This window comes from Archangium gephyra, from assembly GCF_042230915.1.
Taxonomy (GTDB): domain Bacteria; phylum Myxococcota; class Myxococcia; order Myxococcales; family Myxococcaceae; genus Archangium; species Archangium gephyra_B.
Genome location: NZ_CP102578.1, coordinates 3797990 through 3823011 on the forward strand (window position 1 = coordinate 3797990; position 25022 = coordinate 3823011).

The following is a 25022-nucleotide window of genomic DNA, read 5'->3' on the forward strand; positions in this document are numbered from 1 at the left end:
GTCCTCATCACGTACCGTCGCCCGGGCTGAATAGAGTCCGCTACCGGGGGGGCTTTGAAATGTCCATGAACGCAGTCGGTAGTGCGGCGCAGGTCCACCTGGGCGCGGTGACTGTCAACCGTATGGAGTTCGGTCCTCCGCCCTTCCGTGTCTTCCAGCGCTCCATCGCCTTGCTCTATCTGGCCGCCCTGGTGGGGATGATCGGCGGCTTCCTGACCACGTCCAATGCCAGCAACGAACGCGTGTTCGGAGAGCGGTGCCTCGTCTTCGGCGCGGTTCTCGTGGTGGCGGCCCTCGTCAATCCGTTGCGCCGCTTCTCACTCCGCTATGCGCTCACCCTGCACGAGCACGGCGTGCTCATCTCGCACAAGGGCGTTGAGCAGGCCATTCCCTACTCCCAGGTGCAGGGCTTCTCGCTGCGTGAGAGGACGCTGGAGAACAACGGCCAGGACGCGGGCACGCTGCGGACACTGAGCTTCGCGTGGCCGGGCGGCGGCCACCGCATCATCCACTTCGCGGAGGCTCAGACCGAGCGGGCCTTTGGTGCGGTGGTGGCGCAGTTGGTGGACAGGCTCGCCGACGCGGCGCAGGCCCGGATCGGCACGGGCGGCTCACTCCATGGCAAGGATTGGACGCTCGACACGCATGGGCTGCACGTGAAGGGGCAGGCGCCGGTACGCCTGGGCGAACTCGCCCATGTCGACCTGTTCGACGGCAAGGTCTCCTTCTGGCGCTCGGGCGAGGAGATGCCCTTCTTCGCCGTCCCGGCGGCGAGCGCCAACGCGTGGCTGCTGAGCGTGATGGCGCAGCGCCAGCTCCCAGTCCGCACGCGGCCCACGTCCGGCGTCCTGGGGCGCGCCGTCTTCCAGAAGAGGAAGGGCATCGGGCTCCAAGCGGTCTGCTGGATCATGGCGGGCCTCTCGTTGTGGATCGCCAGGTGGCTCATCACCTGGAGCTGGCCCGATAACTGGTTCGGCATCGGCTTCGGCCTGGCTTTTGGCGGAATCCTGGTGCTGGGGTTCGCCCACCTGGCCGTCGCCCACATCTGCGTGTACGAGCACGGTGTCTCCACGCGATCGCTCCTTGGCAACCGGGTGCTGCGCTTCTCGGAGGTCGCCGGCTTTCAGTACTTCACGGTTCAGTACTACCTGAACGGGACGTACGCGGGCACGAGAGTGAACCTGTGCTTCACCCCAGGACCGGGAGCCAGGAGCATCAGTTACGTCCACCATGATGCGTTAGGGAATGACTCGGACCTGGAGATGCTGCGCGAACGGGTGTCCGGCATGGTCGCGGCCCGTCTGCTCGAGCGGTTGAAGCGGGGCGAGGAGGTTCCCTGGGGGTTTCATGCCCGATTCACGAAGGACGGGTTGGTGGTCCAGGTCCCGAAGCTGTTCGGCAAGGGTGAGTCCCAGCTGGTGCCGTACAACGCGGAGCTACGGCTCTCCATGGAGCAGGGGACCTGCCGTGTGTTCATCGGCAACGAGACGGGGGCTGCCATGAGCGTGGAGGCCTCGGCGGACAACTTCTATCCAGGGCTGAAGCTGCTGGAGGCGCTGCGCTCCACTGGGACGAGCAAGCCGCGCATCGCGGTGTAGCGCCCGCCTTCCGCTCCAAGAAGGCGCTGCCGAAGCTGCGCCTGCTGGACCTCCGGGACATGGCGCTCTGCGCCCGGCAGTTGGAGCCGTTGCTCGAGCGGCTCGGCGGGGGCGTGAAGCTCTGAGCCGGAGCCCGGGGGGGCTCCCGTCAGCGGCCCTCCTCGGCCACTCGGCTCAAGGTGGCAGGCTTCTTGCTGAACGAGGGCCGACCCCCGCGATTGGATGCTGACGATGCGCCTTCCTGGCCTCTTCCTGACGTTGCTCGCCGCCCTCCTGATGTTGCCGCCTGTTCCCGTCCGTGCGGAGGATGTCTCCGGCCGGCCGCGGCGTGGGCGGGCGGACGCGCTGCACGCCGCGGTGGTCCGGGGCGACCGCGCCCTGGTGCGGCAGCTTCTCCAGGCGGGTGCGGATCCCAACGCGCAGGACGCCCGGGCCAACACGCCGCTGATGCTCGCCACCGACGCGCCCATGGTCGAGTTGCTCGTGGCGGGTGGAGCGAACGCCCGCGCCGAGGACGCCCAGGGGCTTACGCTGGTAGGACGTATCGCGGCGACGGCCTCGCGAGAGGAGCCCCCTGTCGAGCTGCTGCGCGCGGTGGTGCGCGCGGGGGCGGACGTGGACCGGGCCAACCGCGCGGGTGAGACGCCCCTGGAGGTCGCGGCCCGGCGTGGCCACATCGAGCTGGTGCGGGAACTGCTGTCGTTGGGTGCCCGCGCGCCGAGTGCCCCGGAGCGGACCGCGGTTCGAGTCGCGTTGCCCGTGTCCTCTGGCGCTGGCGTCCAGCTGGCGGAGGAGTGGGGCTGGCAGGGGCGTGGACTCGTCTTCCGCCGGCTGCATGTACGGCTCCTCACGAGCGCAGCCGAGGCCGTGTCGGTGCCGCTGGAGCCGGGGAGCCCGCTGGAGGAGGCCCTCATGGACGGGGAGCTTGTGCTGGCCGTGGACGGGCCGGACGGCCAGCCGGTACCCGCGGAGGTGGCCCAGCAGACCGAGTCGGTGATGCAGGTCTCGGATGAGGGGCCGCACGTCGAGCTCACCGGCTGGAAGACGGGCCGCTCCGCCTGGAAGGTCGCGCCCGCGCTCGCTCCCGGACGCTGGCAGCTCATCGGCCTGGAGGCGCTGCCGGCCCCCTTTCCCGCCTTCACGCCCGGCGAGCTCGAAGCGGCGTTCGAGTCCGGGGCGCCGCTGTCTGCGGAGGACCGGCCGCGCTGGCTCGCGGTGCTGCGGCGGTCTCCGGAGAGTGCCAGACCAATCATCCACCGTATGCACATCCGTCTGCGCCTCGCCTCCGGCGCCGTCAAGACGCTGGAGCTCCAGCTGCCCTCCGGCTGCTGAGTCTGGAGGCGAGCCCTGCCAACTCCACGTGTCGGGTCGGGTACATGACGCCGGACGTAGCACCAACTTCCCTGGACAGGTTCTCTGAGGTAGGACGCGAGACCTGACTGGAGAAGACATGTCCACGACCGTTACCATCACCATGCAGGAGCGAAGGTTCTTCGAGCGCATCTACCAGGTCGTCGAGCAGGTGCCGCACGGCCAGGTGTCCACCTACGGTGACATCGCGATCATCGTGGGAGGCGGGTGCGATGCGCGCATCGTGGGGCTCGCGATGGGCGACCTGGGGCCGCGCGCGGCCAAGGTGCCCTGGCAGCGGATCATCAACCGCTCGGGAGGCATCAGCACGCAGGGCTACAACCAGCGCGAGCTGCTGGTGGCCGAGGGCGTCGAGTTCGACGAGAAGGGCAAGGTGTACCTGGACCGCTTCCGCTGGGCCGGGCCGAGCCCGGAGTGGGCGGCGAAGCACGGCTTCACCCCGTTGCCCGCGCGCAGCTCGGGCAAGGACGAGGACAAGTCCCAGATGCGCCTGTTCTGAGCCGCCGTGCCTCAGAACTGGAAGTAGATGAAGCTCTGCCCCGGTGTGCCAATGACCATGGCCACGGCCATGCACGTGGCCACCGCGGGCCAGAGCAGGGCAGGGCGCCGTTGCAGTCCGGTGCGCTCGGCGAGCGCGGACACGCCGTGGCACACCACCAGCCCCGCGCCCACCAGCGCCAGCGTCAGCACCGAGGCCCTCGAGACGTCCGAGGCCACCTGGGGCGCGTGCATGCCCCCCAGCACCCGCAGCGCCGAGCCCAGGCTGTCCGCGCGGAACAGCACCCACCCGAGCACCACCAGGTAGAACGTCCCGGCCCGCTTCACCCACTGGAGCGCCGGGGGCGTGGCCGCTCCGGACAGCCGGGGCAGCCGCGCCGCCAGCACATGCGAGGCCACCAGCAGCAGCCCGTGGTACGCGCCCCACAGCACGAACGTCCAGTTGGCCCCGTGCCACAGCCCGCCCAGCAGCATGGTGAGCATCAGGTTGCGGTAGCGCCCGGTCCGGTTGCCGCCCAGCGGGATGTACAGGTAATCGCGCAGCCACGTGGACAGCGACAGGTGCCAGCGCCTCCAGAAGTCCACCGGCGACGTGGCCAGGTAGGGCAGATCGAAGTTCGGCGGCAGCACGAAGCCCAGCAGCAGCGCCACCCCGATGGCGATGTCCGTGTAGCCCGAGAAGTCCGCGTAGATCTGCCCCGTGAAGGCCAGCGCCCCCGTCCAGCTCTCCAGCGCGCCCACCGGCCCCGTGCTCCCGAAGAGCCCATCCGCCACCGGCGCCAGCAGGTCCGCCAGCGTCTTCTTGAACAGCCCCACCGCGATGAGCAGGTAGCCGCGCTGCACCTGCTCCCACCGCGGCGGCTCCATCCGCTCGAACTGGGGCAGCAGCACCGACGCCCGGATGATGGGCCCCGCTACCAGGTGCGGGAAGAAGGACACCGCCGCCACGAACTCCTCCGGCCGCTCCCTCGCCTTCAGCTCACCCCGGTACACGTCGATGGTGTAGCTCATGCTCTGGAACGTGTAGAAGGAGATGCCCGCTGGCAGCAGCAGCGAGAACGTGGGCTCCGGCGCCGCCACCCCGAGCAGCGCCAGCAGCCCGTGCGCCGAGTCCGCGAAGAACCGCGCGTACTTGAAGAGCGCGAGCACACCCAGATTGGCGGTCAGGCTCACTACCAGTAACAGCCGCCTGCGCCGCGCGTCCTCCGAGCGGCCGATCTCCCGCGCCAGCCAGAAGTCCAACAGCGCCGTGCCCAGCAGCAGCGGCACGAAACGCACGTCCCACGCCCCGTAGAAGACGAGGCTCCCCCCCGTGACGAGCCACAGCCGGGCCCCGCGCGAGCGGGCCACGAAGTGGAAGGCCACGAAGAAGGCCAGGAAGAAGACGCCGAACAGGGCCGTGTTGAAGAGCATCCGCGGAGCCCCCATCCTACCCGGGCCGTAAGCTTCCCGCATACCCGGGCGATCCACCCGCCCGCTCCATGCGTATACTCGGCCCCCTTATGGAAGGCCGCCTGGTCCTCAAGAACTGCTCCATCTTCCGCGCCGACGGCCGTGGACGTGCCGGCATGGCCATCGTCATCGAGGATGGCCTCATCCGCCGTGTCGCTCCCGACGCCGAGGTGCCCGTGCTCCCCGGGGACTGGGAGGTCTCCTGCCGGGGCCGGCTGGTGATGCCGGGCCTCGTGGACTGCCATGCCCACCTCGTGGGGGATCTGCTCGTCCCCACCTCGGGCGAGCTCCTCCTGCACCCGCCCCAGGTCCGCCTGGAGCACGAGCGGCGTCTGGCCGCCCTGCTCACCGCCTCGGACGTGGAGGTGCTCTCCCTGTACGCCATGGCCCGCGCGCTGCGCTCGGGCGTCACCCTGGTGGTGGACCACCTGTCGTGCCCGGGGGACGTGGCCGGGGCCCTCGATGCCCAGGCCCGTGCCGCGGAGCAGCTCGGCCTGCGGCTGGTGGCGAGCCATGCCACCACCAGCCTCGAGGGGACCACCGAGGCCCAGGCCCAGGCGGAGGCCAATGCCGACTTCGTGCGGCGCCGCGGCTCCCATCCGCTGGTGCGCGGCGCGCTCGGCTTCCACGCCTCGTGGACGTGCGCCAATCCCCTGTTGCAGAAGCTCAGCCGCCTGCGCGAGTCCTCTGGAGCGCCCGTCGTGTTCCACCTCTCCGAGGGCGACCATGACCTGGCCACCACCTGGGAGCAGCACTTCCAACGGGTGGTGCCGCGGCTGGAGGCCTTCGGGCTGCTCGGGCCGCTGTCGGTGGCCGCGTACGCGCGCGCCGTGGACGACACCGAGTCCGTGCGCCTGGCGGAGACGGGGACGCTCGTGGCGCTCGGGCCAGGGGCGGCGCTCCTCATCGAGCCCAGTGGCCGGGCGCTGGAGACGCTGCATGGGCGTCAGAACCTGATTGGCCTGGGCAGCGCCGGGCATGGCAACCTCTGGGACGCCGTCACCGCCGCGCTCGTCACGGCGATGGGCGCGGCGCGGGGCGCGCGGCTGGTGGACCCCGACGGCGTGCTGGTGCAGCTCTTCGCGGACGGCCCGGCCGAGCTGTGCTCCCGCCTCTACGGCGTGCCCTCCGGCTCGGTGGAGGAGGGGCGGCTGGCGGACCTGGTGGTGTTCGACTTCGTGCCCGCGTTGGATCCCGACAGCGGGCAGGCCCCATTCCTGCTGGGCCAGCTCGGGCGCTCCCGGGTGGCGTGGAACATCGTGGACGGCCGCGTCACCGTGCGCGAGGGGCAGCTGCTCGGCATGGACGAGGTGGTGCTGGCGCGCGAGGCGTCCCTCGTGCTCTCGCGGATGTGGTCGCGGACCCGGATTCCGGAGGCCGCGGCCCACTTCTGGCCGGTGCGCCAGGGATGAGCGCGGGCACGGCCTCCCTGGTGGAGCTGCTCCGCCAGGCCCGCGAGCGGCGCGCCCCGTTGCGCGAGGACCCGCGCACCACCGCCTTCCGGCTGGTCAACGGCGAGCCGGACGGTGTCCCCGACGTGACGGTGGACGTCTTCGAGTCCCCCTCCGAGTCCCTTCATGTGGTGAGCCTCTACCGGGACTTCTCCCCGGCCGAGGAGCAGGCGCTGCTGGAGGGCCTGGAGGCGGCCTGGGCGCCGCGCAGCGTGTACCTCAAGCGCCGGCCCCGGGAGGCGCGCCACCTGGCCAACGTGGCGAAGGAGCAGCTCGCCCCCGAGCAGGCCGAGCGTGGCGAGCCGGTGGAGTCGCTGGTGGCGCTGGAGAACGGGCTGCGCTTCCTCATCCGTCCGGCGCAGGGGCTCTCGGTGGGCCTCTACCTGGACATGCGCGACACGCGGGCGTGGCTGGCCGGAGAGGTGCGGGGCCTCACCGTGCTCAACCTCTTCTCGTACACGTGCGGCTTCGGCGTGGCGGCCACGGCGGGCGGGGCGAAGCGGGTGCTCAACATCGACGCCAGCCGCCGCGTGCTGGACTGGGGCGAGGAGAACGCGCGCCTCAACGGCCAGCCGGTGGACCGGTATGACTACGTGGCGGGGGATGTCTTCGACTGGCTCGGCCGGCTGGCGCGCAAGGGGGAGACGTTCGACGTGGTGGTGGCGGATCCGCCCTCGTTCGCCACCACGCGCACCAGCCGCTTCTCCGCCGCGAGGGACTACGCGCAGCTGGCCGAGGCCGCTGCCCGGGTGGTGGCGCCCGGAGGCCGGCTGGTGGCGTGCTGCAACCTCGCCACGCTGGAGCCCCGGCGCTTCGAGGCGATGGTGACGGAGGGCGTGTCCCGGGCGAGGCGCACGGGCAGGGGGATGCTGTCCCTGGGCCCCTCGCCGGCGGACTTCCCCGCGTCCCCCGCGCACCCGGCCGCCCTCAAGGTGCGGGTGCTCGAGCTGCCGTGAGGGCCTTCAGGACGCCGCCAGGCGCTTGAGCAGCGACTCCAGCACGTCGAGATCCAGCGGCTTGACGAGGTGGGCATCGAAGCCGGCCTCCTTGGACTGCTGCCGGTCCGAGGACTGGCCGTAGCCCGTCACGGCGATGAGCCGGATGCCCCGCTCCGCGTACCGCTGACGCAGCAGGCGCGCCAGCTCGTAGCCGTCCATGACGGGCAGGCCGATGTCCAGCAGGGCCACCTCGGGCTGGAACGCCTCCGCCAGCTTCAAGGCGCTCGGGCCGTCATAGGCCACCTGCGTCTCGCACCCCAGGACCATGAGCGACTCGGAGAGGATGTCGGCGGCGTCCTTGTTGTCGTCGACGACGAGGACGCGGCCAGGCACGGTGTCGCGCGCGGGCGGTTTCGATTCCGCCTGGACGGGAGCGGCCGCGGGCTGGACCGCTCCGGCCTCCAACAGGGGCAGCCGGACCGTGAACTCGCTGCCGCGCCCCCGTCCCTCGCTGTGGACCTTCACACTGCCCCCGTGGAGCGTGACCATGCTCCGCACGATGGCCAGCCCGAGCCCGAGCCCCCCCTGCGACCGGTCCAGGGCCTGGCTCTCCTGGACGAAGAGGTCGAACACCAGGGGCAGCGTCTCGGGATCGATTCCCGTTCCGTTGTCGCGGACCCGGACGACGGCCTCGCCGCCCTCCTGCGCGGCGCTCACGGAGATCCGGCCTCCGGGCTCGGTGTACTTCGCGGCGTTCGTCAGCAGGTTCGAGAACACCTGCGCGAGCCGTGTCGGGTCCGCGTCCAGGTGCAGGCCGTGCCGGGGCACCTCCACCGTCAGCGTGTGCTCGCGCTGTTCGATCAACGGGCTGGCCTGCTCGATGGCCTTCGCCACCACCGTGGCCAGCTCGACCTTCTCCCGCTTGAGCTCCACCTTGCCCCGCGTCACGCGCGACACGTCGAGCAGGTCATCCACCAGCCGTACCAGGTGCTTGACCTGGCGCTCGATGAGGGTGCGCTCCCGCTCCGTCTCGTCGGTGCCTCGCAGCTGCATCAACTGCAGCGCCGTCAGGATGGGCGCCAGCGGATTGCGCAGCTCGTGGCCGAGCATCGCGAGGAACTCGTCCTTGGCGCGGTTCGCCGACTCCGCTCCCCGCCGGGCGTTCGCCAGCTCGGTGACATCGAAGGCCACGGACACGATGCCCTCCACCTGACCCGCCTCGTCGAGCATCGGCTGATAGACGAAGTCGAAGAAGCACTCCTCCAGCGCTCCTCCCGCGCCGCGGTTGAGCAGCATGCGCACGGACCTGCCGACGAACGGCTCGCCCGACGTGAACACGGTGTCCAGCAGCTCGTAGACGCCCTGGTTGGCCAGCTCCGGAAGGGCCTCGCGAATATTCTGGCCCACCACCGCACGGTTCGAGACGAGCTGGAGGTAGTTCGCGTTCATGTACTCGATGACATGCTCCGCGCCTCGCATGATCGCGATTCCCACCGGCGCATGCTGGAAGACCCGGGCGAGCCGCCGGTGGTGCTCCTCCTCCACGGTGCGCAGCCGGGCCCGCGCGAGCTGGGACTCGACCCGTGCCACCAGCTCCCGGGCCGAGAACGGCTTCACGAGGTAGTCATTGGCCCCCGCCCGGAGCCCCTCGACATGCGCCTCCTCGCCCGCGCGCGCCGACAGGATGATGACGGGCACGTTGCGGGTGCGCTCATCGGCCCGCAGCTCCCGCAGGAGGCCGAAGCCATCCAGGCCCGGCATCATCACGTCCGTGAGCACCAGGTCCGGCGGCCGCGCGCGTGCGGCCTCGAGCGCGGCCTCGCCGTCCGCCACTGTCTCCACCTTCCAGCGCTCGGCGAGCAGCCGGCCCACGTACTCCCGCATGTCCGCGTTGTCGTCGGCGAGCAGGATGCGGGCCCCGGCCACGATGTCCATCACCGGGTGCACGGGAGTGCTCAGCCGCGAGGGCTCCACGGACGGCATCTCGGGCGCGTCCGGCAGCCAGCGCAGCGCCTCGTTCACGTAGGTGGCCGCCCCGAGCGCCGTGGACGTCTGCGAGCGGCGGGCCGCCACCCGCTCCTTTGGCAGGTGCGCCGTCCCGGCCGGGATGCGGACGGTGAACGCCGTGCCCTGGCCGGGCGTGCTCTCCGCGGTGATGGTGCCACCGTGCATGCGCACCAACTCGTGCACCAGGGCCAGGCCGATGCCCGAGCCCTCATGCGTCCGCGAGCGCGCTCCCTGCACGCGGTGGAAGCGCTCGAAGAGGTGGGGCAGCTCGCTCTCGGGGATGCCCGTCCCCGTGTCGCGGATGCGCAGCTCCACGCCATCGCCCAGCCACCGCTGCGACACGTGGATGGCGCCCTCGAACGTGAACTTCAGCGCGTTGGAGAGCAGGTTCAGGACGATCTTCTCCCACATGTCCTGATCCACGTAGAGCGGCTCGGGGAGGGGAGGGCAGCTGACCTCGAAGGTGAGCCCCGCGCGCTCGATGGCCGAGCGGAAGGCGCTCGCGAGGCCGGCCGTCAGCTCCGCCAGGTCCACCGGCGCATAGGAGGCCTGGACGCGGCCGGCCTCGATGCGCGCGAAGTCCAGCAGCGAGTTGACGAGCTTCAGCAGCCGGAGCGCGTTGCGGTGGACGGTCTCCAGGTTCCCGCCGGTGAGCGCCCGCGTGGGGGAGGCGAGCGCGTCCTCCGTCGGCCCGAGCATCAGCGTCAGGGGCGTGCGGAACTCGTGGCTGACGTTGCTGAAGAAGGCCGTCTTCGCCCGGTCGATCTCCGCCAGCGCCTCGGCGCGCTTGCGCTCCTCCTCGTAGGCGCGTGCGTTGGCGATCGCCGTCACCACCTGATCCGCCGTCAGCCGGAAGAGTCCCAGGTAGCGGTCATCCAGCACGCGGCGCGGGCTGACGCCGGAGACCAGGAACCCGTACGGGTGGGGCTGCCCGGGCCGCGACAGCGGGAGGACCACCGCCTGCTCCGAGGGAATTCCCCAGCGGCCTCCCGGCATGGGACCGAAGCGCTCCGGGAGGTTCTCGACGAGGGCCTCGCGTCCGGTGCGCGCCGCCTCGGCGAACGGCCACCCCCCGGTGTCCGCGGACCGGGAGTCGAATGGCACGCGCGCTGGTCTGCCCGGGCCCTCGTAGCGCTCCAGCCCGCTGGTGCTGACGAGCCGGAGCTCCCGGGCGTCCGCATCCAGCAGATAGAGGAGCGAGAAGGGCAGATCGGCGTCATTCTCCGCGAGGATGTCCGTGGCCGTGAGGCACGCCTGCTCCGCGGACTTCGCCTCGGCGGCCCGCGCCGCCAGCGCTCCCAGCATCCGGAGCTGGCGGTCGTCCTGGACCTGCTCGGTCGTCTCGTTCACCGTGACGAGGACGCCGCCCACCTGCCCCCCCTCGGCGGGGACGGGGCTGTACGAGAAGGTATGGTACGTCTCCTCGGGGAAGCCGCGCCGGTTGATGAGGAGCAGGAAGGACTCGTTCCACGTCCCCGGGCCCCCGTCGAGCACGCTCCGGGCCATGGGGCCGATGACGTCCCAGATCTCGCTCCACACCTGGATGGCGGGCACGCCCAGGGAGGCGGGGTGCTTCTCGCCGAGGATGGGCCGGTAGCCGTCGTTGTAGATCTGGATGAGGTCGGGTCCCCACCACAGCAGCATGGGGAAGCGGGTGCGGAGCACGACGCCCACCATGGTCTTGAGGCTCGTGGGCCACCCGGCGGCGGGGCCCAGGGGCGTCTTCGACCAGTCCAGGGCGCGCACCAGCCCGCCCATCTCACCCCCTTCCGCGAGACAGCTCTCCTGCGAGTCGGGACCACGAGGCGCGGGGGGGTGGGGCTGGGTCATTCCGGGTCTCGATGCACGAGGGCAGTTCGGGCTAGTAGCGGTGGGGAGTCCGCCTCGCCCGGGCAGGTCCCGCCATCGTCGGCGGCCGCTCCCTGTCCCAGGAGACAAACGACCGGACGGGAACGGTCAATCGTTCCAACGTCCGGTCCCTTCACATCCGGATCCAGGCCGGAGGACTGGCCTGGGGTGCGGCCTACTTGCCTCGCCCCGGCACCTTGTTGGAGAGGTCCGGGAACACCTTGCGCCACTCGGGAATGTCGTCCTGGGAGGCCGTGGACGACGGCGTGCTGCCCTGCGAGGGCCGGCCGCTCCTGGAGGGCGGAGGCTGCGTCGCGGTGTGTCCCTTGCCGCCCTGGCCCGTGCCCCTGGCCGCTTCCCGGATTTGCTCCACCCCGAACAGGCGCTGGAGCGTGGACGCGGATCGGCCCAGCTCCTCCAGGGTCTCCCTCACGTCCCTCAGCTGATCAGTGCTCTGCTTCAGCCTTCTGTCCAGCAGCTCAAAGGGATGCGCGGCCCCTTCAGCGTTCTTCATGAAATGGTCTTCCTCTCGAGAATGCCGCCCCCCCTCCGCGGCTTGCGGAACCGTTCCATGTAGGGACTTCGGGGGGGCGTCCTACGTGATTACCCCAACGTGCTTGTAAATCCGGGCGGGCGCAACAGTTCCGTGCGTCCGGGGAGGACCCGGCGCCCATCGTGTTGCCTTCGTAGCGGCTGATACGCTGCCTGCCCGCCTGGAGCCCGTGGGGCAATATGCCCCCTCAGCGGGTGGCGGGGGTGGCGCCAGGGACTGCTCGCATGCTCGCGTCGAAGGCGCCCTGACGGCGAACGACCGCGCCGGGCCCGTGTCCGCCGAGCACCTTCTCGATGGCGGCCAGGCCTGGCTCCACCTCCAGGGCCGTGGCGAAGCCCCGCGCCCGGGCGGCCGCCTCCAACTCCGACAGGTAGTGCTCGAGCTCCGCCTCCGTCCGCAGCGGCTCGACGTTCGCGGCGATGCGCCGCCGGATCTCCGCGCGTAGGTCCTGGGGGGCGGGAGTCTCCGCTCGCGGCGGCTGCTCCTGTCCGAGCCGCCGGGTCATGACCGCACCCAACGCGCCGGACAGGAGGCAGCCGGCCAGGAAGAGCAGCCCCAGGCGGAGCCGATGGACTGGAGGGGATGTCACCGCTGGGGCTCCTTCCGGTTCAGCTCTTGGGCGTGAAGCCGATGTAGCCGACGGCGTTCGGCCAGGACGGGTTGGTCCACAGGTGGATCTGCTTGTTGGCGAGCGCCGCGCGCACCATGCTCTCGTAGAGCGCGTGCAGCGAGCCCTCCCGGTAGAGGAAGTACGGGTTGGCCCAGCTATCGGTGGAGCCCTCGGTGAAGACCCAGAAGGAGCCCTGGTAGGTGCCGGTGCACGTCGGGCCCGAGTACATCGTCACGTTGGCATAGCCGTGGTTGCCGTAGACGGTGGCGGTCGACGGGTACAGCTTCGTCTCGCAGATGTAGCCGTAATAGTCCGCGGCGCTGGCGCTCACCGGCACGGCGAGGCAGGCGAAGGCGGCGAGTGGAAGGGCGACTCTTCCCAGCAGCTTCTTCATGACGGAACGCTCCCCTGTAGGGGTCCGGACTCCCGGGCCCTGGACCCATGGTCCAACTCCTCTGGTAACACGCCCCTCTGACGCCTCCGCTTGACATGGTGACCTGGGGTCATTTATTAAATGACTCGTGGTCATCGAGTCGCTGGCCAGGACCTTCGCCCCCCCAAATCCAGGAGGCAGTCATGTCGAATCAGGCCCTTTCGAAGTCGGTCCTCATCACCGGGTGCTCCACGGGCATCGGCCGCGCCACGGCGCTGCGGCTGGTGAAGGCCGGGTGGAAGGTGTACGCGACGGCGCGGAGCGTGGAGAAGCTGGCGGAGCTGGCGGCGGCGGGCTGCCGCACGCTGGCGCTGGACGTGGCGGACGATGCGTCCATGGTGGCGGCGGTGCGGCGGGTGGAGCAGGAGGACGGGGCGGTGGGGGTGCTCATCAACAACGCGGGCTACAGCCAGTCCGGGGCGCTGGAGACGGTGGAACTCGAGGACGTGCGCCGGCAGTTCGAGACGAACGTGTTCGGACTGCTGCGGCTCACGCAACTGGTGCTGCCGGGCATGCGGCGGCAGGGCTGGGGGAAGGTGGTGAACATCGGCTCCATGGGTGGCAAGCTGACGTTCCCCGGGGGCGGGGCGTACCACGCGACGAAGTACGCGGTGGAGGCGCTCAGTGATGCGCTGCGCTTCGAGGTGAGGGGCTTCGGGGTGGACGTGTTGCTCGTGCAGCCGGGGCTCATCCGCACCGAGTTCAGCCAGGCGGCGGTGGGCAGCATGAGCACCAGCCTCCAGAAGGCGGACGGGCCCTACGCGGGTTTCAACTCCGCGGTGGCCCAATCCACCCAGGACGCCTACGTCAAGGGGCCGCTGGCGAAGCTGGGCGGCGAGGCGGAGGACGTGGCGCGGGTCATCCAGCGCGCCCTCGAGGCCCGCCGGCCCCGCGCGCGCTACACCGTCACCGCCTCGGCCAAGGTGCTGCTGGCGCAGCGGGCGATGATGCCGGACGGCTTGTGGGACGCCTTCCTGCGGACGCAGTTCCCCCTGCCCGGCGCGAAGAGCTGACCCCCGCAGCGGCGAGGCGGCCACAGCGGTGATTCCAGGGGCCCGGCCTTCACGGACCTTGGAGGCGATTGAAGACCACCCGCACCTCTTCCTCCGACCACTTCCTGGCAACACAGTGCACCAGGAGCGGGGGTCCCACTTGCTCGGTCTCCGGCTTCAGTTCGAGACCGTGAATCACTAGGCGAGAGAGGGAGCGGGCATGAGTCTCGTCGGGAATGAGCACCTTCCTGTGCGTTCCCAACCAGGTGCTCAGCTCGAGAAGGGACTGGGCTTGCGGTGCGAGTGGTTCCGGAGCTTGGGCCTGCGAACGCATTTCCTCCAATCTGGCCCGCTGCCGTTCCAGCTCACGAAATCTGGAAGTGAAGCTCCAGTACATGAACGCGAACACGGCGATGACCAGCATTCCCCCAATTCCCCCGAACAACCAGGACTGACGGAGCAACCCCAGGAAGACGAACACGAACGGGGTCAGGCAAGCCATCAGGAGTATCAGAAGCACGAGGGTGACCAGCAGCCAGGACCAGAAACCCAACCCCCCCGCCTCGGGAGCCAACCTGCCCGTACGGAACACGTATCTCAGGGTGACGGGCAACAGGCAGAGTGCCGGCAGCCAACTGCTCACCGTCACGAGCATGCCGCCTGAAGGGGGAGCGGGGGCGGAAAGTCCAAAGGCGATGGCCCCCGCGTTCAGCACGAGCAGCAAGGAGCTGAGCAGCGCCCCGAAGGTGAACTCCTTCGAGGTGTCGGCAATGAAGGGCTCCAGGATCGGAGGGGGGGGAGCGACCCCCACCCAGGCGCGCGCGAGTGCGGCGAGGGGGCCCAGTGGACGCCGCAGCGCCATGCATCGCTGACGGATGGCTTCAGCGCCGATCGTCTCCGGCAGACGCGCACACAACGCCTCGATGCGCAGCAACTCGGCCCGTCCCTTGGCATACAACACTTGTCTTCCAAGACGCTCTCTCACCCATCGCACAAGGGGCACGGGCGGCTTGCGCAGGAACAGCATCTTCTGGAAGGACTCATCCTGTAACTCCGGCGTACCGGTCTTGACGGCGAACTCAAGGTACTCGGCGAGCCGCTCCTGGGGCAGCAGGCCTCCCAGTCGGAGCACCATCGTTCGATCATGGAAGTCACCTCCCGCCCAACGGCTTGAGAGGAGCCGATCGACCTCGGTCGAGAGTATGGCGGGGATTTCCCCGATGCGCCGGGCAAGACCCTCCTGAAGGAGCCCCAGCAGATGGATCTCGAAGTCCTCCTTCCACTGGTAGTAGCCCAACCCTTCGCCAAACCCCGGCAGGCAGGGAACAGGGTGCTGCTCTTCCGTACACTGGGACAGGAGCCACGAAGCCTCTTGTAAGAGCGGAGCGATCACCTCTGCGGACTCGCTCTGCAACAGCGCGACCGTGTACTCGCGCCAGTGCGGCTCCAGCAGCAGCTTGCGAGGGGAGAGGTACTTGGGATGGGTGGCCAGGTACCGGACGAAGAGCGTCTCCTGGTACCGGCGATGGGCAAAGGTGAACCGCCGGTCCCCTTTCCTGGCCTCCGGAACATCGCTGCGGCCAATTTTCACATCCACCAGGGCTGCCAGGAGATGCTCGAGTTGCTCGGACGTATAGCGCTCCGGTGGCAGCGTCTTCGCAATCTGGTCATGCGTGGAGGACAGGCTGAGGGTTGGGCTCGACGCGAAGAGCACAGCCAACTCCATGGCCCCATTGAGCAACTGCGTGGCCGTCAGCCCGTGTTTCCGCTGCGTGTATTCCACGTCTCGCTCCGACAGTCGGTTCAGGTGCCGCCAGAGCAGATCGTGATCACCTACGGGCGGCCGTTTTTCCTGCTGGATGAAGCGGCAGAGCAGCGAGAGGAAGAGCGGGGTATGCCGCAGGCTGCTGCTGCTCGCGAGCAGATGGCGCCGGACGATTTCCTTCTCCTCCGAAGAGAGGAACGTGTTCTCGATGAGCTCCTCTTGCCGCTCGTGGCTCAACGGCAGGATGCGGAGCTTGTGCCAGGGAAGAGAAGAAGGACCCTTGAACTCCCGCGAGGCGATGAGGCCCCTGCAGTCATTCATGCTCGCGAGGAACTGGCGGATGGCCCCCGCATGGTTCTCGATCACCGTGCTCCCGATGGGAGCGTGCATGACCGCTGGGATTTCATCGAATGAGTCGAAGAGGAAGAACCAGATCCCCTGATTCAGGTGGTGCTCCCAGTTCTTTTTGACGTACTCGGCCGTGTCGGCGTCGCCACGCCGCACGTTGTCGATCACGAAGCGGCGAATCCAATCCGCATTCGGTCCCTCCGCAGGAGGGGAATTCAGTTCCTTGAGGTTAATGTAGAGCGGAATCCTCGCCTTCGGATCCGAGGAGTGGATTCCCTGCTCCGCCAGTTGATGTGCCAGGTGACGCAGGGCCACGCTCTTGCCGCTTCCAGGCTCCCCAACGAGCAGGAGCCACCGCTCCGTACTGCTCTCAATCGCCTCCATCAGGGAAGGGACGCGGCGCAACCCTTGAGTCTTCCGGCGGCGGAGCTTGTCCAGGAGCGAGGCATAGAACGGTGCATCTGTCTCGATGTCCGCTTCCAGGTCGGTGAAGAACTGGTCGTTCCAGCTCTCGGCCTTGTTGAGGGTGTCGAAGTCGCTTCTGAGCGCCCGGCAAAACTGACTCCTCCTCCGGAGGAATTCACCCTGCTCCGCGGTGAGCGAGCGGAACCCCGCCTTCTTCCAGCTCTCCTTGAGGCCAATGAGCCCCTCCAGGAGCTTCCTGGGCACCAGGATGAGCAGGTAGTAGCAGACAGGTCCTCCCATCAGGAGCGCGACGAGCCAAAATCTCGGGCTCCTCCACCCGGTCTCCTGGACCCAATTCCCGAAGCGCACAGCGAGCTCCAGGAGTTGCTTGATATCCAAAAGGTCCTTGACGAGCCCTGCGGTCACCGCATCCCTCCCCACTCGAACGAGTGATAGCGCTCTGCTAGATACGCCCTGAGCCGTGGCGATTCCACCATCCAGATCACACGTTTGCGGCCTCTACCCCGTACGCAGTTCCCCCGGCCCGGCGCGAAGAGCTGACCCCCGGGGAGGTGAGGCGGCCACGCACCGGTGATTCCTGGGGTCCGGCGCCGTTGGCCTTGGCCAGGAAGGCCCCGGGAGCGCTATCGTGGCGCCACTGATGTCCACAGCCGCCCCCCGCGCTCCGGTGCCGTTCGGCCAGTACAAGCTCATCGATCGCCTCGCCGTGGGCGGCATGGCGGAGCTGTTCCTCGCCCAGCAGTCGGGCCCGGACGGCTTCGAGAAGCCCGTCGTCATCAAGCGCATCCGCCCGCACCTGTCGCGGCAGTCGCCCTTCGTGCGCATGTTCCTCAACGAGGCCCGGCTCGCCGCCCAGCTCAACCACCCCAACATCGTGCAGATCCACGACCTGGGGAAGGTGGGCGACAGCTACTACATCGGCATGGAGTACCTCTTCGGCCGGGACATGCGCCGCGTGGTGCCCAAGGCCGAGTCGCTGGGGATTCCCTTCCCCATGGTGTACGCGCTGAAGATCGCCTCGTCCGTGTGCGAGGGCCTCTACTACGCGCACCAGAAGGTGGACCTGTACGGCTCGCCGCTGAACATCGTCCACCGGGACGTGACGCCGGAGAACATCTTCGTGTGCTTCGACGGCACGGTGAAGGTGCTGGACTTCGGCATCGCCAAGGCGGCCAACCGGGTGGAGCAGACGCGCGCCGGCGAGCTGCGCGGCAAGCTCAGCTACCTCAGCCCCGAGCAGTGTCTGGGCAAGCCGTTGGATCACCGCAGCGACATCTTCTCGCTGGGCTCCGTCCTCTACGAGTGGCTCACCGGCTTCAAGCTCTTCACCGGCGAGTCGGACGTGTCCGTCATGCGCAGCATCGTCGATGGCAAGGTGTATGCGCCCTCGTACTTCCGCGCGGACATCCCCGAGCCCGTGGAGGCCATCCTCATGAAGGCCCTGGAGCGTGACCGCGACAAGCGCTACCCCACGGCCTGGCACTTCCAGCAGGACCTGGACCGCTTCCTCAACGCCTACGAGTTCACCCCCACCCACCTCCACCTCTCCAACTTCCTCAAGCAGCTCTTCCTCGACGAGCTGGAGCAGGAGCAGCAGCGCCTGCGGCCCCAGCAGGCCCCCTTCTCCGCGCCCGCGCCCACCACGCAGCCGGAGCTGGAGTCCGTGCTGCCCGTGGAGGAGCCCTCGGGCAGCGAGCGGATCGTCGCGGTGCCCGTCACCGCCGCGCAGCTCGAGTCGCTGGAGGCCCTGGCGCGCAAGCACGGCGTGCCCGTGGGCAAGATGGTGGGGGAGCTGCTCTCGGTCTGGCTCAAGTACCGCTGACATGCCCCGCCTGAAGCTGACCCTCGAATACGACGGCACCCGGTACGTGGGCTGGCAGCTCCAACCCAATGGTGTCTCCATCCACGCCCGGCTGGCCCAGGCGCTCGAGCAGCTGCTCGGCGAGCAGGTGAGTCTGGAGGCGGCCGGCCGCACGGACTCCGGCGTGCACGCCACCGGGCAGGTGGTGTGCTTCGACACGCCACGCGTGCTGCCGCTCAAGGCGTACGGGAGGGGACTCAACGGCCTGCTGCCGGAGGACATCGCCGTCGTCCGCGCCGAGGAGGTGCCGCCCGAGTTCGACCCGCGCCGCTGGTCCCACGGCAAGCGCTACCGGTACCGGGTGAGTAACCGGCCCTCGCGCTCGCCCCTGCGCCGCCTCACGCATTGGGAGGTGTTCGCCCCCCTGGACGTGGAGGCGATGCGGCGCGGTGCAGCACACCTGCTGGGCCGGCACGACTTCTCCGCCTTCCGGGCCGCGGACTGCCAGGCGGCCCATGCCCTGCGCGAGGTGCGCCGGGTGGTCGTCCAGGGCGCCTCGGGCGACGAGCTCTCCATCACCGTCGAGGGCACCGCCTTCCTCAAGCACATGGTGCGCAACCTCGTGGGGACCCTGGTGGAGGTGGGCAAGGGGCGCCGTCCCGACACCTGGGTGGCCGAGGTCCTTGCCTCGCGAGACCGCAAGCGCGCCGGCCCCACCGCGCCGGCCCACGGGCTCGTGCTGGAGGAGGTCTTCTATGGAGACGGCCCGCCTCCTCGCACCCCGGGCGGCACGGCGGACGAGGAAGACGCCGAGTGAGGACTCGCAGTGCGTGTCCGGGCCGCGCTTGCGCTAGGCTGCCGTTCCCGTGAGCACCCAGAAGAAGATCGTCCTCGAGCCGCTGCGCGTCCGCATCCGCCGTGTCCAGTTCACCGTGGGGCTCGGCTTCCTCGCGTTGGTGATTGGCACCATGCTGACCTCGGCCGTGTGGCTGCGGTTGATGGGCCGTGTCGAGGCGCTGCCGTCCTGGGCGATCGACTACATCCTCGCCCCGGTGCTGAGGCACCTGTGGGTGCTCGCCGTGCTGCCGGTGCTCTGTTACGGCGCCGCGCGCATCATCGAGCTGCGCCCGTGGGCCACCGCGCTCGGGGCGGCGGCCACCGGCCTGTGCTTCACGCTCGCCATCGAGTTCATCGGCAACGGCGTGGACGGGTGGCTGGCCTCGGGCGGGCTGGCGCTGGTGGTGGAGCTGGGACTGGTCGCCGGGGGCGTGGTGCTGAGCCAGCGCTCCGTCGTCCGGGGCCGGGCCGACGCGGGCAAGCAGCAGACGCAGGCGCAGCAGCAGGCCAGCGCGCGCCAGGACGAGTACGCCGAGTTCCTCCGGGACGCGGAGGTCGCGGGCGAGAAGATCGCTCAGCGCGAGGCGGCGAAGGCCGAGGGGCAGGGGGCTCCGGTGCAGTCGCTGCCGTTGCCGGAGCAGCCCGCGGCGCCGGCCGCGCCCACCGAGGAGGGCGCCGAGCAGAAGCCCCAGGGCGAGCCGAAGGCCCCCGCCGCCTGAGGGCACGGGGCGAGCCCGGGTCCAGGGCCCGGGAACCTTCCCTGCGCCCGAGATTCCCCATGACCCGGGGTGGCTGAACTACGGGTCTGCCGCTGCCGCAGAAGCCATCGGGTTCCCGGACCCCTCCCGCGACGCGGACCTGCTCTCGCGCTCACGGCGTACCGCGATGGGGGGGGAGCAGCTCCAACAGTTCGGGATGCACCCTGGCTCCCGCCTTGATCTTGCCGTATGCGACCTCGGCGTCCTCCTCCGGCTCCGCGCGTTGGGCGAACGACTCGTGGTCGATCCCCAGCACCTGCCCGTCGGTCCGCAGCACCCAAAGGTATATCTCCGTGCAGTCGAGCGGGATGGCGTCGTTCTCCTTGCAGAGGCGGTTGATCATGCCATCCGTCGGTACCTCTTCGACCCAACGGCGGAGGAGCGCGGCCAGCTCCGGCGAGGGCGTGCGCGGCACGAACCTCGGGGAGGGCGGCCTTGCGAGCGGCTTGACCGGCGAGTCGGCGCGGCGTTCGACCTTCGGCTCACCCTCCCGCCAGCGTCCTTGCGCCACGACCTCCACCCTCTCGCCCGGCGCCAGCGTGTGGCGAGTGCCCCACGGCTCGAGCACGGGGGGCAGCGGCACCGCGCCGTCGTTTCTCACGGGAGTCTTTACGATGTACTCCGACGGCGGGCTCGGCGGCCGCAGCGTCCACCCGTGCCCGAAGTCGAGGGCGTCGTCCTGCAGGCGCGCGATCAGCTCCTGCCCCTTCGCCCACGGGAAATACATCGTCCCGTAGACCTCCTCGGCGCGGAAGATGATGGCCCCGCTGCCACGGCGCCAGGTCCCCGCGGCCCCGCCGGAGAGGCTGGCGTTGGTGTAGTCCGTCCACCCTTCCGAGTAGGAGAACCGCCCGTCATCTTCCAGCTTCAGGGTGGAGGTGACGTTCCACCCGTCGGGGGATTGCGAGTCGTCTTCGTAAGTCTTCATGCAGCCCCCAGCGATCTTGTACCCGCAAGGGGGGCGATGGTAGCGCACCCGAGAGCACCGCGCGGTATGTGTGCCTATCCCCCTTGTGCTGAGGTACCGTTGGCGCCATGTCCAATGGCTTCATCTGGTCCAGCGCGGACGAACCGCACGCCGGGCGGCGGCGCGAGATGCTTCGCACGCATCCCGAGATCAAGGAACTCTACGGCCCGTGCTCGCGCACGAAGTACGTCTGCACGCTGCTCGTCGGGCTGCAGCTCTCGCTCGCCTTCCTGCTGCGTGACGCGCCCTGGTGGCTGATTCTTCTGGTCGCCTATGCGGTGGGCGGAGTGATCAACCAGGCGCTACTCCTGGCCATTCACGAGCTCTCTCACAATCTCGCGTTTCGCAAGCCCTGGCACAATCGCGTATTCGGCGTCTTCATCAATCTGCCCGTGGGTGTGCCGGTCTCAGAAACGTTTCGCTACTACCACCTGCGCCATCACACCCATCAGGGTGACGAGCGGCTCGACACGGATATACCGACGGAGTTCGAGGCGCGCTTGCTGCGCAATCGCGCAAGCAAACTGCTCTGGCTCTCTTGCCAAGGCTTTGCCTACGCGCTCCGCCCGATGTTCGTGCATCCAAAGAAGCCGGGGGCTTCCGAGATCACGAACCTACTCGTGCAGGTCGCGTTCAACGTGGCCGTGTTCCATTTTTGGGGCGGCAAAGCGCTTGCCTATCTGCCGATCAGTTCACTGATCGTCATGGGGCTCCATCCGATTGCCGGACACTACATCTCGGAGCACTACGTCTTCCGCGAAGGGCAGGAGACCTACTCGTACTACGGGCCGCTCAACGTGCTCGCGTTCAATGTCGGCTACCACAACGAGCACCACGACTTCCCCTACGTTCCTGGCTCGCGCCTGCCGAAGCTACGAGCGATGGCGCCGGAATTCTACGACGGTCTCCTGTCGCACCCATCGTGGACGGCGACGCTTTGGAACTTCGTCATGAGCCCCAGCCTGGGCGGTTACAGCCGCATCAAGCGGCGCGTGGAGCGGCGGCGAGACTAGCGGTCTTCTGCGATGCTAGCGGCATGCACAGGTACTGGTTGCTCCTGCTCACCCTTGGCTCCTGGCTCGCCGCGTGTCGAGGTTCCCCCGAGAGCTACGTGGAGGGCCGGCTCTCTGGCACGCGCAACGGCGGCCCGGTGGACATCTCCTTCCGCCTCACCAATGACGGCCTGGGCGGGCTCTTCTACGGGGGCTTCCTCCGGGATGACCACCGAGGCAACGAGACCACCAACATCTCCATGAACAGCCTCGCCAGCGACGTGGACGTGCGGGCGTGGAGCGGGCCGGAGGCCATCGACGAGGACTCGTCCGAGTTCTTCCTCCGCGAGCTCCCCTCGCCCCCCATCCACGCGGGCCCCTACCGGGGCGCCACGGTCGGCCTGCGGCTCAACAGCCTCTTCTTCATTGGGACGCGCACGCCCCACGACGACCCCGTGCTGGAGTACGAGGAGCTGGAGTGGACGGGCGACCCCGAGGGCTCGGTCATTGCTCGCGGCCACCTCACCGCCAGCTTCGTCGACCACCCGGACCTGCGCCTGGAGGCCCGCTTCCAGTTCGTGGCGAGCTGCGAGTGGGAGCCCTTCCATCGCTACTGCGGCCAGCCGCGCATCGACAACCCGCAGCCCGCGCCCTGGCAGCAGAGCGACTGTCCCCAGGCGCTCATTGACTTCGTGGGTGGCCAGGCCGTGCCCGAGTGGAAGGGCGACTCGCGCATGAGGCTCGGCGCGGTGGACTACGACTGCAAGGGCGAGAACGGGCTCTTGCAGTGCTTCGCGGACGTCGCCGGCATCAAGGCCGACGGTTGCCTCTGGCGCGCCGTGGTGCTCACCGACGGCAGCGTGGATCAGTTCGCGCTCGCGGGCTTCGCCGACGCCGCGTGTCCCCAGCGCGCCTGCAACACCTGGCGCTGAGTGCCGCCGAACGGCTCCTCCAGCGATGCTCGGGGGCGCTACTTCTTCTTGTCGGCCGGGATGTGCACGTTGCTGTAGACCAGCGGGTGGTCGCTCGCGCGCCGGACCTTGTTGCTGGTGTCGCGGTCATAGCCGTCGAAGTGCACGTTGGGCGACCCGAAGATCCAGTCGATCCCCACCTGGCGCGAGTGCGAGTGCTTCCCGTTCATCGCCGCCGTCATGTCGGTGCCCTGGGTGATCTGCTGCCGGGCCTCCGCCTTCTCGTTCATGTCACCCGTCAAGATCACCGGGTGGCCGGTCGTCTTCTCCAGGTGCTTGATGAACGCGATCTCCTTCGCGGTCGCGATGTCGCGGTTCTTCTCGTTGTGCGGGTGGTTCTTGGTGTCGGCCGGGTTGTGGACGTTCATCACCCACACCTTCTGCCCGGTCTCCTTGCTCTTCAGCAGCACCACCGGCATCTGCTTCTTGTGGCCCTCGAAGTACGGGACGGTCACGTGCCTCCCCTTCACGAACTCGAACTTGTCCTTGCGCCACGCGATCGAGTTCACCGGGTCCGCGCCCCCGTACTTACCCGGGTACATGTCGAACTGGTTCTTGGTGTCGTGCATGAACGCCTTGCGCTGGCTCGGCTCGAACTCCTGGAAGCCGACGACGTCCAGCTTGTGGTGCTGGATCACCTGCGCGGCGAGCTTCATCCGCTCCACGCCGGAGGGGCGGGACGCCTTGTTCCCACCGGGCGCGGTGTGGCTGGCGCCGAGGACGTTGAACGAGCCGACCTTGAAGTCAGTCGGGCCCTTCGACTTCGGGGGGTTGTGGTGAACCGCGGGCGCGTGATGGGCGGTGGCGAGGATTCTCATGCACAGATTCTCGGCAGGTGAGAGCCCAAGTTGCTTCCTGCTGTGCACAGGGTGTCGCCCGCTGGTGAAGCGGTGTGCCTGTTGCCCACCTCCCCCCACCTTCGACGACCCGCCGCCTGGAAGAAGGAGCGCACCCCCCGTTTGGACTGGGCCGGGCTGCTGCGCAGCGGGAAAGAGGCGGCGGGAATCGAACCCGCTGGTTCAGAATCCGGCCAGGCGGCTCAGCCGTGGACCACGCGCTGCACGCCCCGGCGGAGCAGCAGGTCCGGCAGCTTGAAGCGGTGATCTCCCCGCAGCACCAGCCGCTCACCCTCCACCGCTCCGGTACAGGCCAGTCCCCGCTGCAGGGCCTGGAGCCACCCCTGCCATTCGGCCGCGGGCAGGCCCAGGCCCTCCACCACCGTCACCTCCTGCCCCGAGCGGTCCGTCTCGAGCCGCACTACCGCCCGCTCGGGCCCTCCCGGTGGCGGCATGTCGGGGAAGTCCTCCCGGCGCAGCTGGGGCTTCGTGGAGGGCAGGGTGTCGCGCAAGCCCTCGAGCCGGGCGAACGGGTTGTTGAAGCCCTTCGCCTTCGGGTCCTGCTGGCCACTGGAGTGCTTGTCCTTCTGTTTCGTCATGGGCATTCCCCGCCGAGCGCCATCACATCCGCGCCGATCGTCCTCCTTCCCCATGGACGGTTCAACCTTCAGGGGGCCTGCGTGTCGCGAGGGCGTATCTATTACGGTATCGGTGTCTTCTTCGGGCTGCTGTTCCTGTCCTGGGTGTTCTTCTTCCTCTCCTTCCTCCGCAAGGCCCGCTTCTTCCATCCCACCGGGGTCATCTATTCGGCCCAGGCCTATCCCGCCCCCGGGCTCGCCTCCGTGGCGGGCGTGGAGGTAGCCGAGCGTCTGGCGGGTTCCGCGCTCGTCCGCTTCTCGGGGGGGATCTTCAAGCAGAAGGGCAGGACGGACTCGCTTGGGATCGGCATGCGCTTCCACGGCGAGCCCGGGCCGAGCCCCACCAATGCTCCCGGCGGGCAGGATCTCTTCCTCGTCTCCTTCCACTCCTTCGGGGCGATCGCCCAGGACATCAAGGCCACCAACCCCAGGGACTACCTGGCCAATACCTACTGGGCCATCACTCCCTATGAGGTGAAGGGGCTCGGCCGGGTCTCGCTGCGCATCACCGCTACCGGCGCGGGCGGGGCGGGCGCGGCGCGTGACGAGCGGCTCGAGGACGCGGTGCGGGCGGGCACGGCCAGTCTGCGGCTCGAGATGGCTCCGTGGGGGACGAACGACTACCAGCCGCTCGCGGATGTCCGCCTGGACAGCCGCGTGGCGTTGGAGGACGAGCTGCGTCTCACCCCGCATGCCGCGGGGCGCGGGCTGCGTCCGATCGGCTTCCTGCAGGGGCTGCGCGTCTTCCCCTATGCCGCCAGCCATCTGGCGCGGCGGCTCCGTCAGGGAGCACCCAGGCGTGCCGGCACTCCGGACATCCGGATCGCCGTCCCCGACCTGGGGGCGGACCAGCGCGAGAACGTGAACGTATCCCCTGCCTTCTCGTCCCGGGATGGAGGCCGGGAGAGGTGGGTGAGCTGAATTGCCCGGGG

The 25022-nt window shown here is 69.1% G+C and carries 21 protein-coding genes and 1 pseudogene; 13 read left to right on the top strand and 9 right to left on the bottom strand.

Going from position 1 to position 25022, the window contains the following annotated elements:
- Positions 1 to 65 precede the first annotated feature (65 nt).
- From NR798_RS15280 to NR798_RS15290, 3 genes are all read left to right on the top strand, one after another.
- Entirely contained in the window at positions 66 to 1598 is a 1533-nt protein-coding gene (locus tag NR798_RS15280) for a hypothetical protein (RefSeq protein WP_375772201.1), read from the top strand.
- 222 nt (positions 1599 to 1820) lie between these two features.
- On the top strand, positions 1821 to 2930 hold the full coding sequence (locus NR798_RS15285; protein WP_375772202.1) for an ankyrin repeat domain-containing protein: 1110 nt from the start codon (positions 1821 to 1823) through the stop codon (positions 2928 to 2930).
- A gap of 118 nt (positions 2931 to 3048) precedes the next feature.
- On the top strand, positions 3049 to 3468 hold the full coding sequence (locus NR798_RS15290) for an MGMT family protein (RefSeq protein ID WP_375772203.1): 420 nt from the start codon (positions 3049 to 3051) through the stop codon (positions 3466 to 3468).
- An 11-nt stretch (positions 3469 to 3479) separates the two neighbouring features.
- Here NR798_RS15290 and NR798_RS15295 read toward each other — a convergent pair whose 3' ends face one another.
- Positions 3480 to 4880, bottom strand: a complete 1401-nt coding sequence (locus NR798_RS15295; protein ID WP_375772204.1) for an MBOAT family O-acyltransferase — start codon at positions 4878 to 4880, stop codon at positions 3480 to 3482.
- 89 nt (positions 4881 to 4969) lie between these two features.
- Here NR798_RS15295 and NR798_RS15300 point away from each other — a divergent pair, with 89 nt between their 5' ends.
- Positions 4970 to 6331 (top strand): amidohydrolase family protein, encoded by a 1362-nt coding sequence (locus NR798_RS15300; RefSeq protein WP_375772205.1) that lies wholly within the window; start codon positions 4970 to 4972, stop codon positions 6329 to 6331.
- Positions 6328 to 7326, top strand: coding sequence for a class I SAM-dependent rRNA methyltransferase (locus NR798_RS15305; RefSeq protein WP_375772206.1), 999 nt, complete (start codon positions 6328 to 6330; stop codon positions 7324 to 7326). Before NR798_RS15300 ends, NR798_RS15305 begins: the two co-directional genes overlap by 4 nt.
- A 6-nt stretch (positions 7327 to 7332) precedes the next feature.
- On the opposite strand, the gene NR798_RS15310 is transcribed toward NR798_RS15305, so the two are convergent.
- The 4 genes from NR798_RS15310 to NR798_RS15325 form a co-directional block, all read right to left on the bottom strand.
- Positions 7333 to 11145: an ATP-binding protein gene (locus NR798_RS15310; RefSeq protein WP_375772207.1), complete on the bottom strand. Its 3813-nt coding sequence runs from the start codon at positions 11143 to 11145 to the stop codon at positions 7333 to 7335.
- 193 nt (positions 11146 to 11338) lie between these two features.
- Entirely contained in the window at positions 11339 to 11677 is a 339-nt protein-coding gene (locus NR798_RS15315; protein WP_375772208.1) for a hypothetical protein, read from the bottom strand.
- A gap of 226 nt (positions 11678 to 11903) precedes the next feature.
- On the bottom strand, positions 11904 to 12305 hold the full coding sequence (locus NR798_RS15320; protein ID WP_375772209.1) for a hypothetical protein: 402 nt from the start codon (positions 12303 to 12305) through the stop codon (positions 11904 to 11906).
- Between the two features lie 19 nt (positions 12306 to 12324).
- Positions 12325 to 12720 carry a hypothetical protein gene (locus NR798_RS15325; RefSeq protein ID WP_375772210.1) on the bottom strand — a complete coding sequence of 132 codons (396 nt, stop codon included), beginning with the start codon at positions 12718 to 12720 and terminating at the stop codon, positions 12325 to 12327.
- Between the two features lie 182 nt (positions 12721 to 12902).
- Between NR798_RS15325 and NR798_RS15330 the strand changes: the two genes are divergently transcribed.
- Complete coding sequence (locus NR798_RS15330) at positions 12903 to 13772, top strand: oxidoreductase (protein WP_375772211.1); 870 nt, start codon at positions 12903 to 12905, stop codon at positions 13770 to 13772.
- A gap of 49 nt (positions 13773 to 13821) precedes the next feature.
- Here the strand turns inward: NR798_RS15330 and NR798_RS15335 are convergent, their stop codons facing one another.
- A complete protein-coding gene (locus tag NR798_RS15335; protein ID WP_375772212.1) occupies positions 13822 to 16695 on the bottom strand; it encodes an NACHT domain-containing protein in 2874 nt (957 codons plus the stop codon).
- 235 nt (positions 16696 to 16930) lie between these two features.
- On the opposite strand from NR798_RS15335, the gene NR798_RS15340 reads away from it, so the two are divergent.
- The 4 genes and pseudogenes from NR798_RS15340 to NR798_RS15355 all read left to right on the top strand — a co-directional run.
- On the top strand, positions 16931 to 18112 hold the full coding sequence (locus NR798_RS15340; RefSeq protein ID WP_375772213.1) for a serine/threonine protein kinase: 1182 nt from the start codon (positions 16931 to 16933) through the stop codon (positions 18110 to 18112).
- A 1-nt stretch (position 18113) separates the two neighbouring features.
- On the top strand, positions 18114 to 18908 hold the full coding sequence (gene truA / locus NR798_RS15345; RefSeq protein ID WP_375772214.1) for a tRNA pseudouridine(38-40) synthase TruA: 795 nt from the start codon (positions 18114 to 18116) through the stop codon (positions 18906 to 18908).
- Between the two features lie 49 nt (positions 18909 to 18957).
- Positions 18958 to 19647: a hypothetical protein gene (locus NR798_RS15350; RefSeq protein ID WP_375772215.1), complete on the top strand. Its 690-nt coding sequence runs from the start codon at positions 18958 to 18960 to the stop codon at positions 19645 to 19647.
- A gap of 52 nt (positions 19648 to 19699) precedes the next feature.
- Positions 19700 to 19762: pseudogene (locus NR798_RS15355) on the top strand (hypothetical protein); the annotation flags it as partial.
- A gap of 36 nt (positions 19763 to 19798) precedes the next feature.
- Here the strand turns inward: NR798_RS15355 and NR798_RS15360 are convergent.
- Positions 19799 to 20614, bottom strand: a complete 816-nt coding sequence (locus NR798_RS15360; RefSeq protein ID WP_375772216.1) for a hypothetical protein — start codon at positions 20612 to 20614, stop codon at positions 19799 to 19801.
- Positions 20615 to 20721: 107 nt separating this feature from the next.
- Between NR798_RS15360 and NR798_RS15365 the strand changes: the two genes are divergently transcribed.
- On the top strand, positions 20722 to 21666 hold the full coding sequence (locus tag NR798_RS15365) for a fatty acid desaturase (protein ID WP_375772217.1): 945 nt from the start codon (positions 20722 to 20724) through the stop codon (positions 21664 to 21666).
- A gap of 23 nt (positions 21667 to 21689) precedes the next feature.
- The gene (locus tag NR798_RS15370) at positions 21690 to 22577 is read left to right on the top strand and encodes a hypothetical protein (protein WP_375772218.1); all 888 of its coding nucleotides are present in this window, start codon (positions 21690 to 21692) and stop codon (positions 22575 to 22577) included.
- A 38-nt stretch (positions 22578 to 22615) separates the two neighbouring features.
- On the opposite strand, the gene NR798_RS15375 is transcribed toward NR798_RS15370, so the two are convergent.
- Both NR798_RS15375 and NR798_RS15380 read right to left on the bottom strand, forming a co-directional pair.
- A complete protein-coding gene (locus NR798_RS15375; RefSeq protein WP_375772219.1) occupies positions 22616 to 23434 on the bottom strand; it encodes an endonuclease/exonuclease/phosphatase family protein in 819 nt (272 codons plus the stop codon).
- A gap of 221 nt (positions 23435 to 23655) precedes the next feature.
- Positions 23656 to 24051, bottom strand: coding sequence for a translation initiation factor (locus NR798_RS15380; RefSeq protein ID WP_375772220.1), 396 nt, complete (start codon positions 24049 to 24051; stop codon positions 23656 to 23658).
- 81 nt (positions 24052 to 24132) lie between these two features.
- Here NR798_RS15380 and NR798_RS15385 point away from each other — a divergent pair, with 81 nt between their 5' ends.
- Entirely contained in the window at positions 24133 to 25011 is an 879-nt protein-coding gene (locus tag NR798_RS15385) for a hypothetical protein (protein ID WP_375772221.1), read from the top strand.
- Positions 25012 to 25022 lie beyond the last annotated feature (11 nt).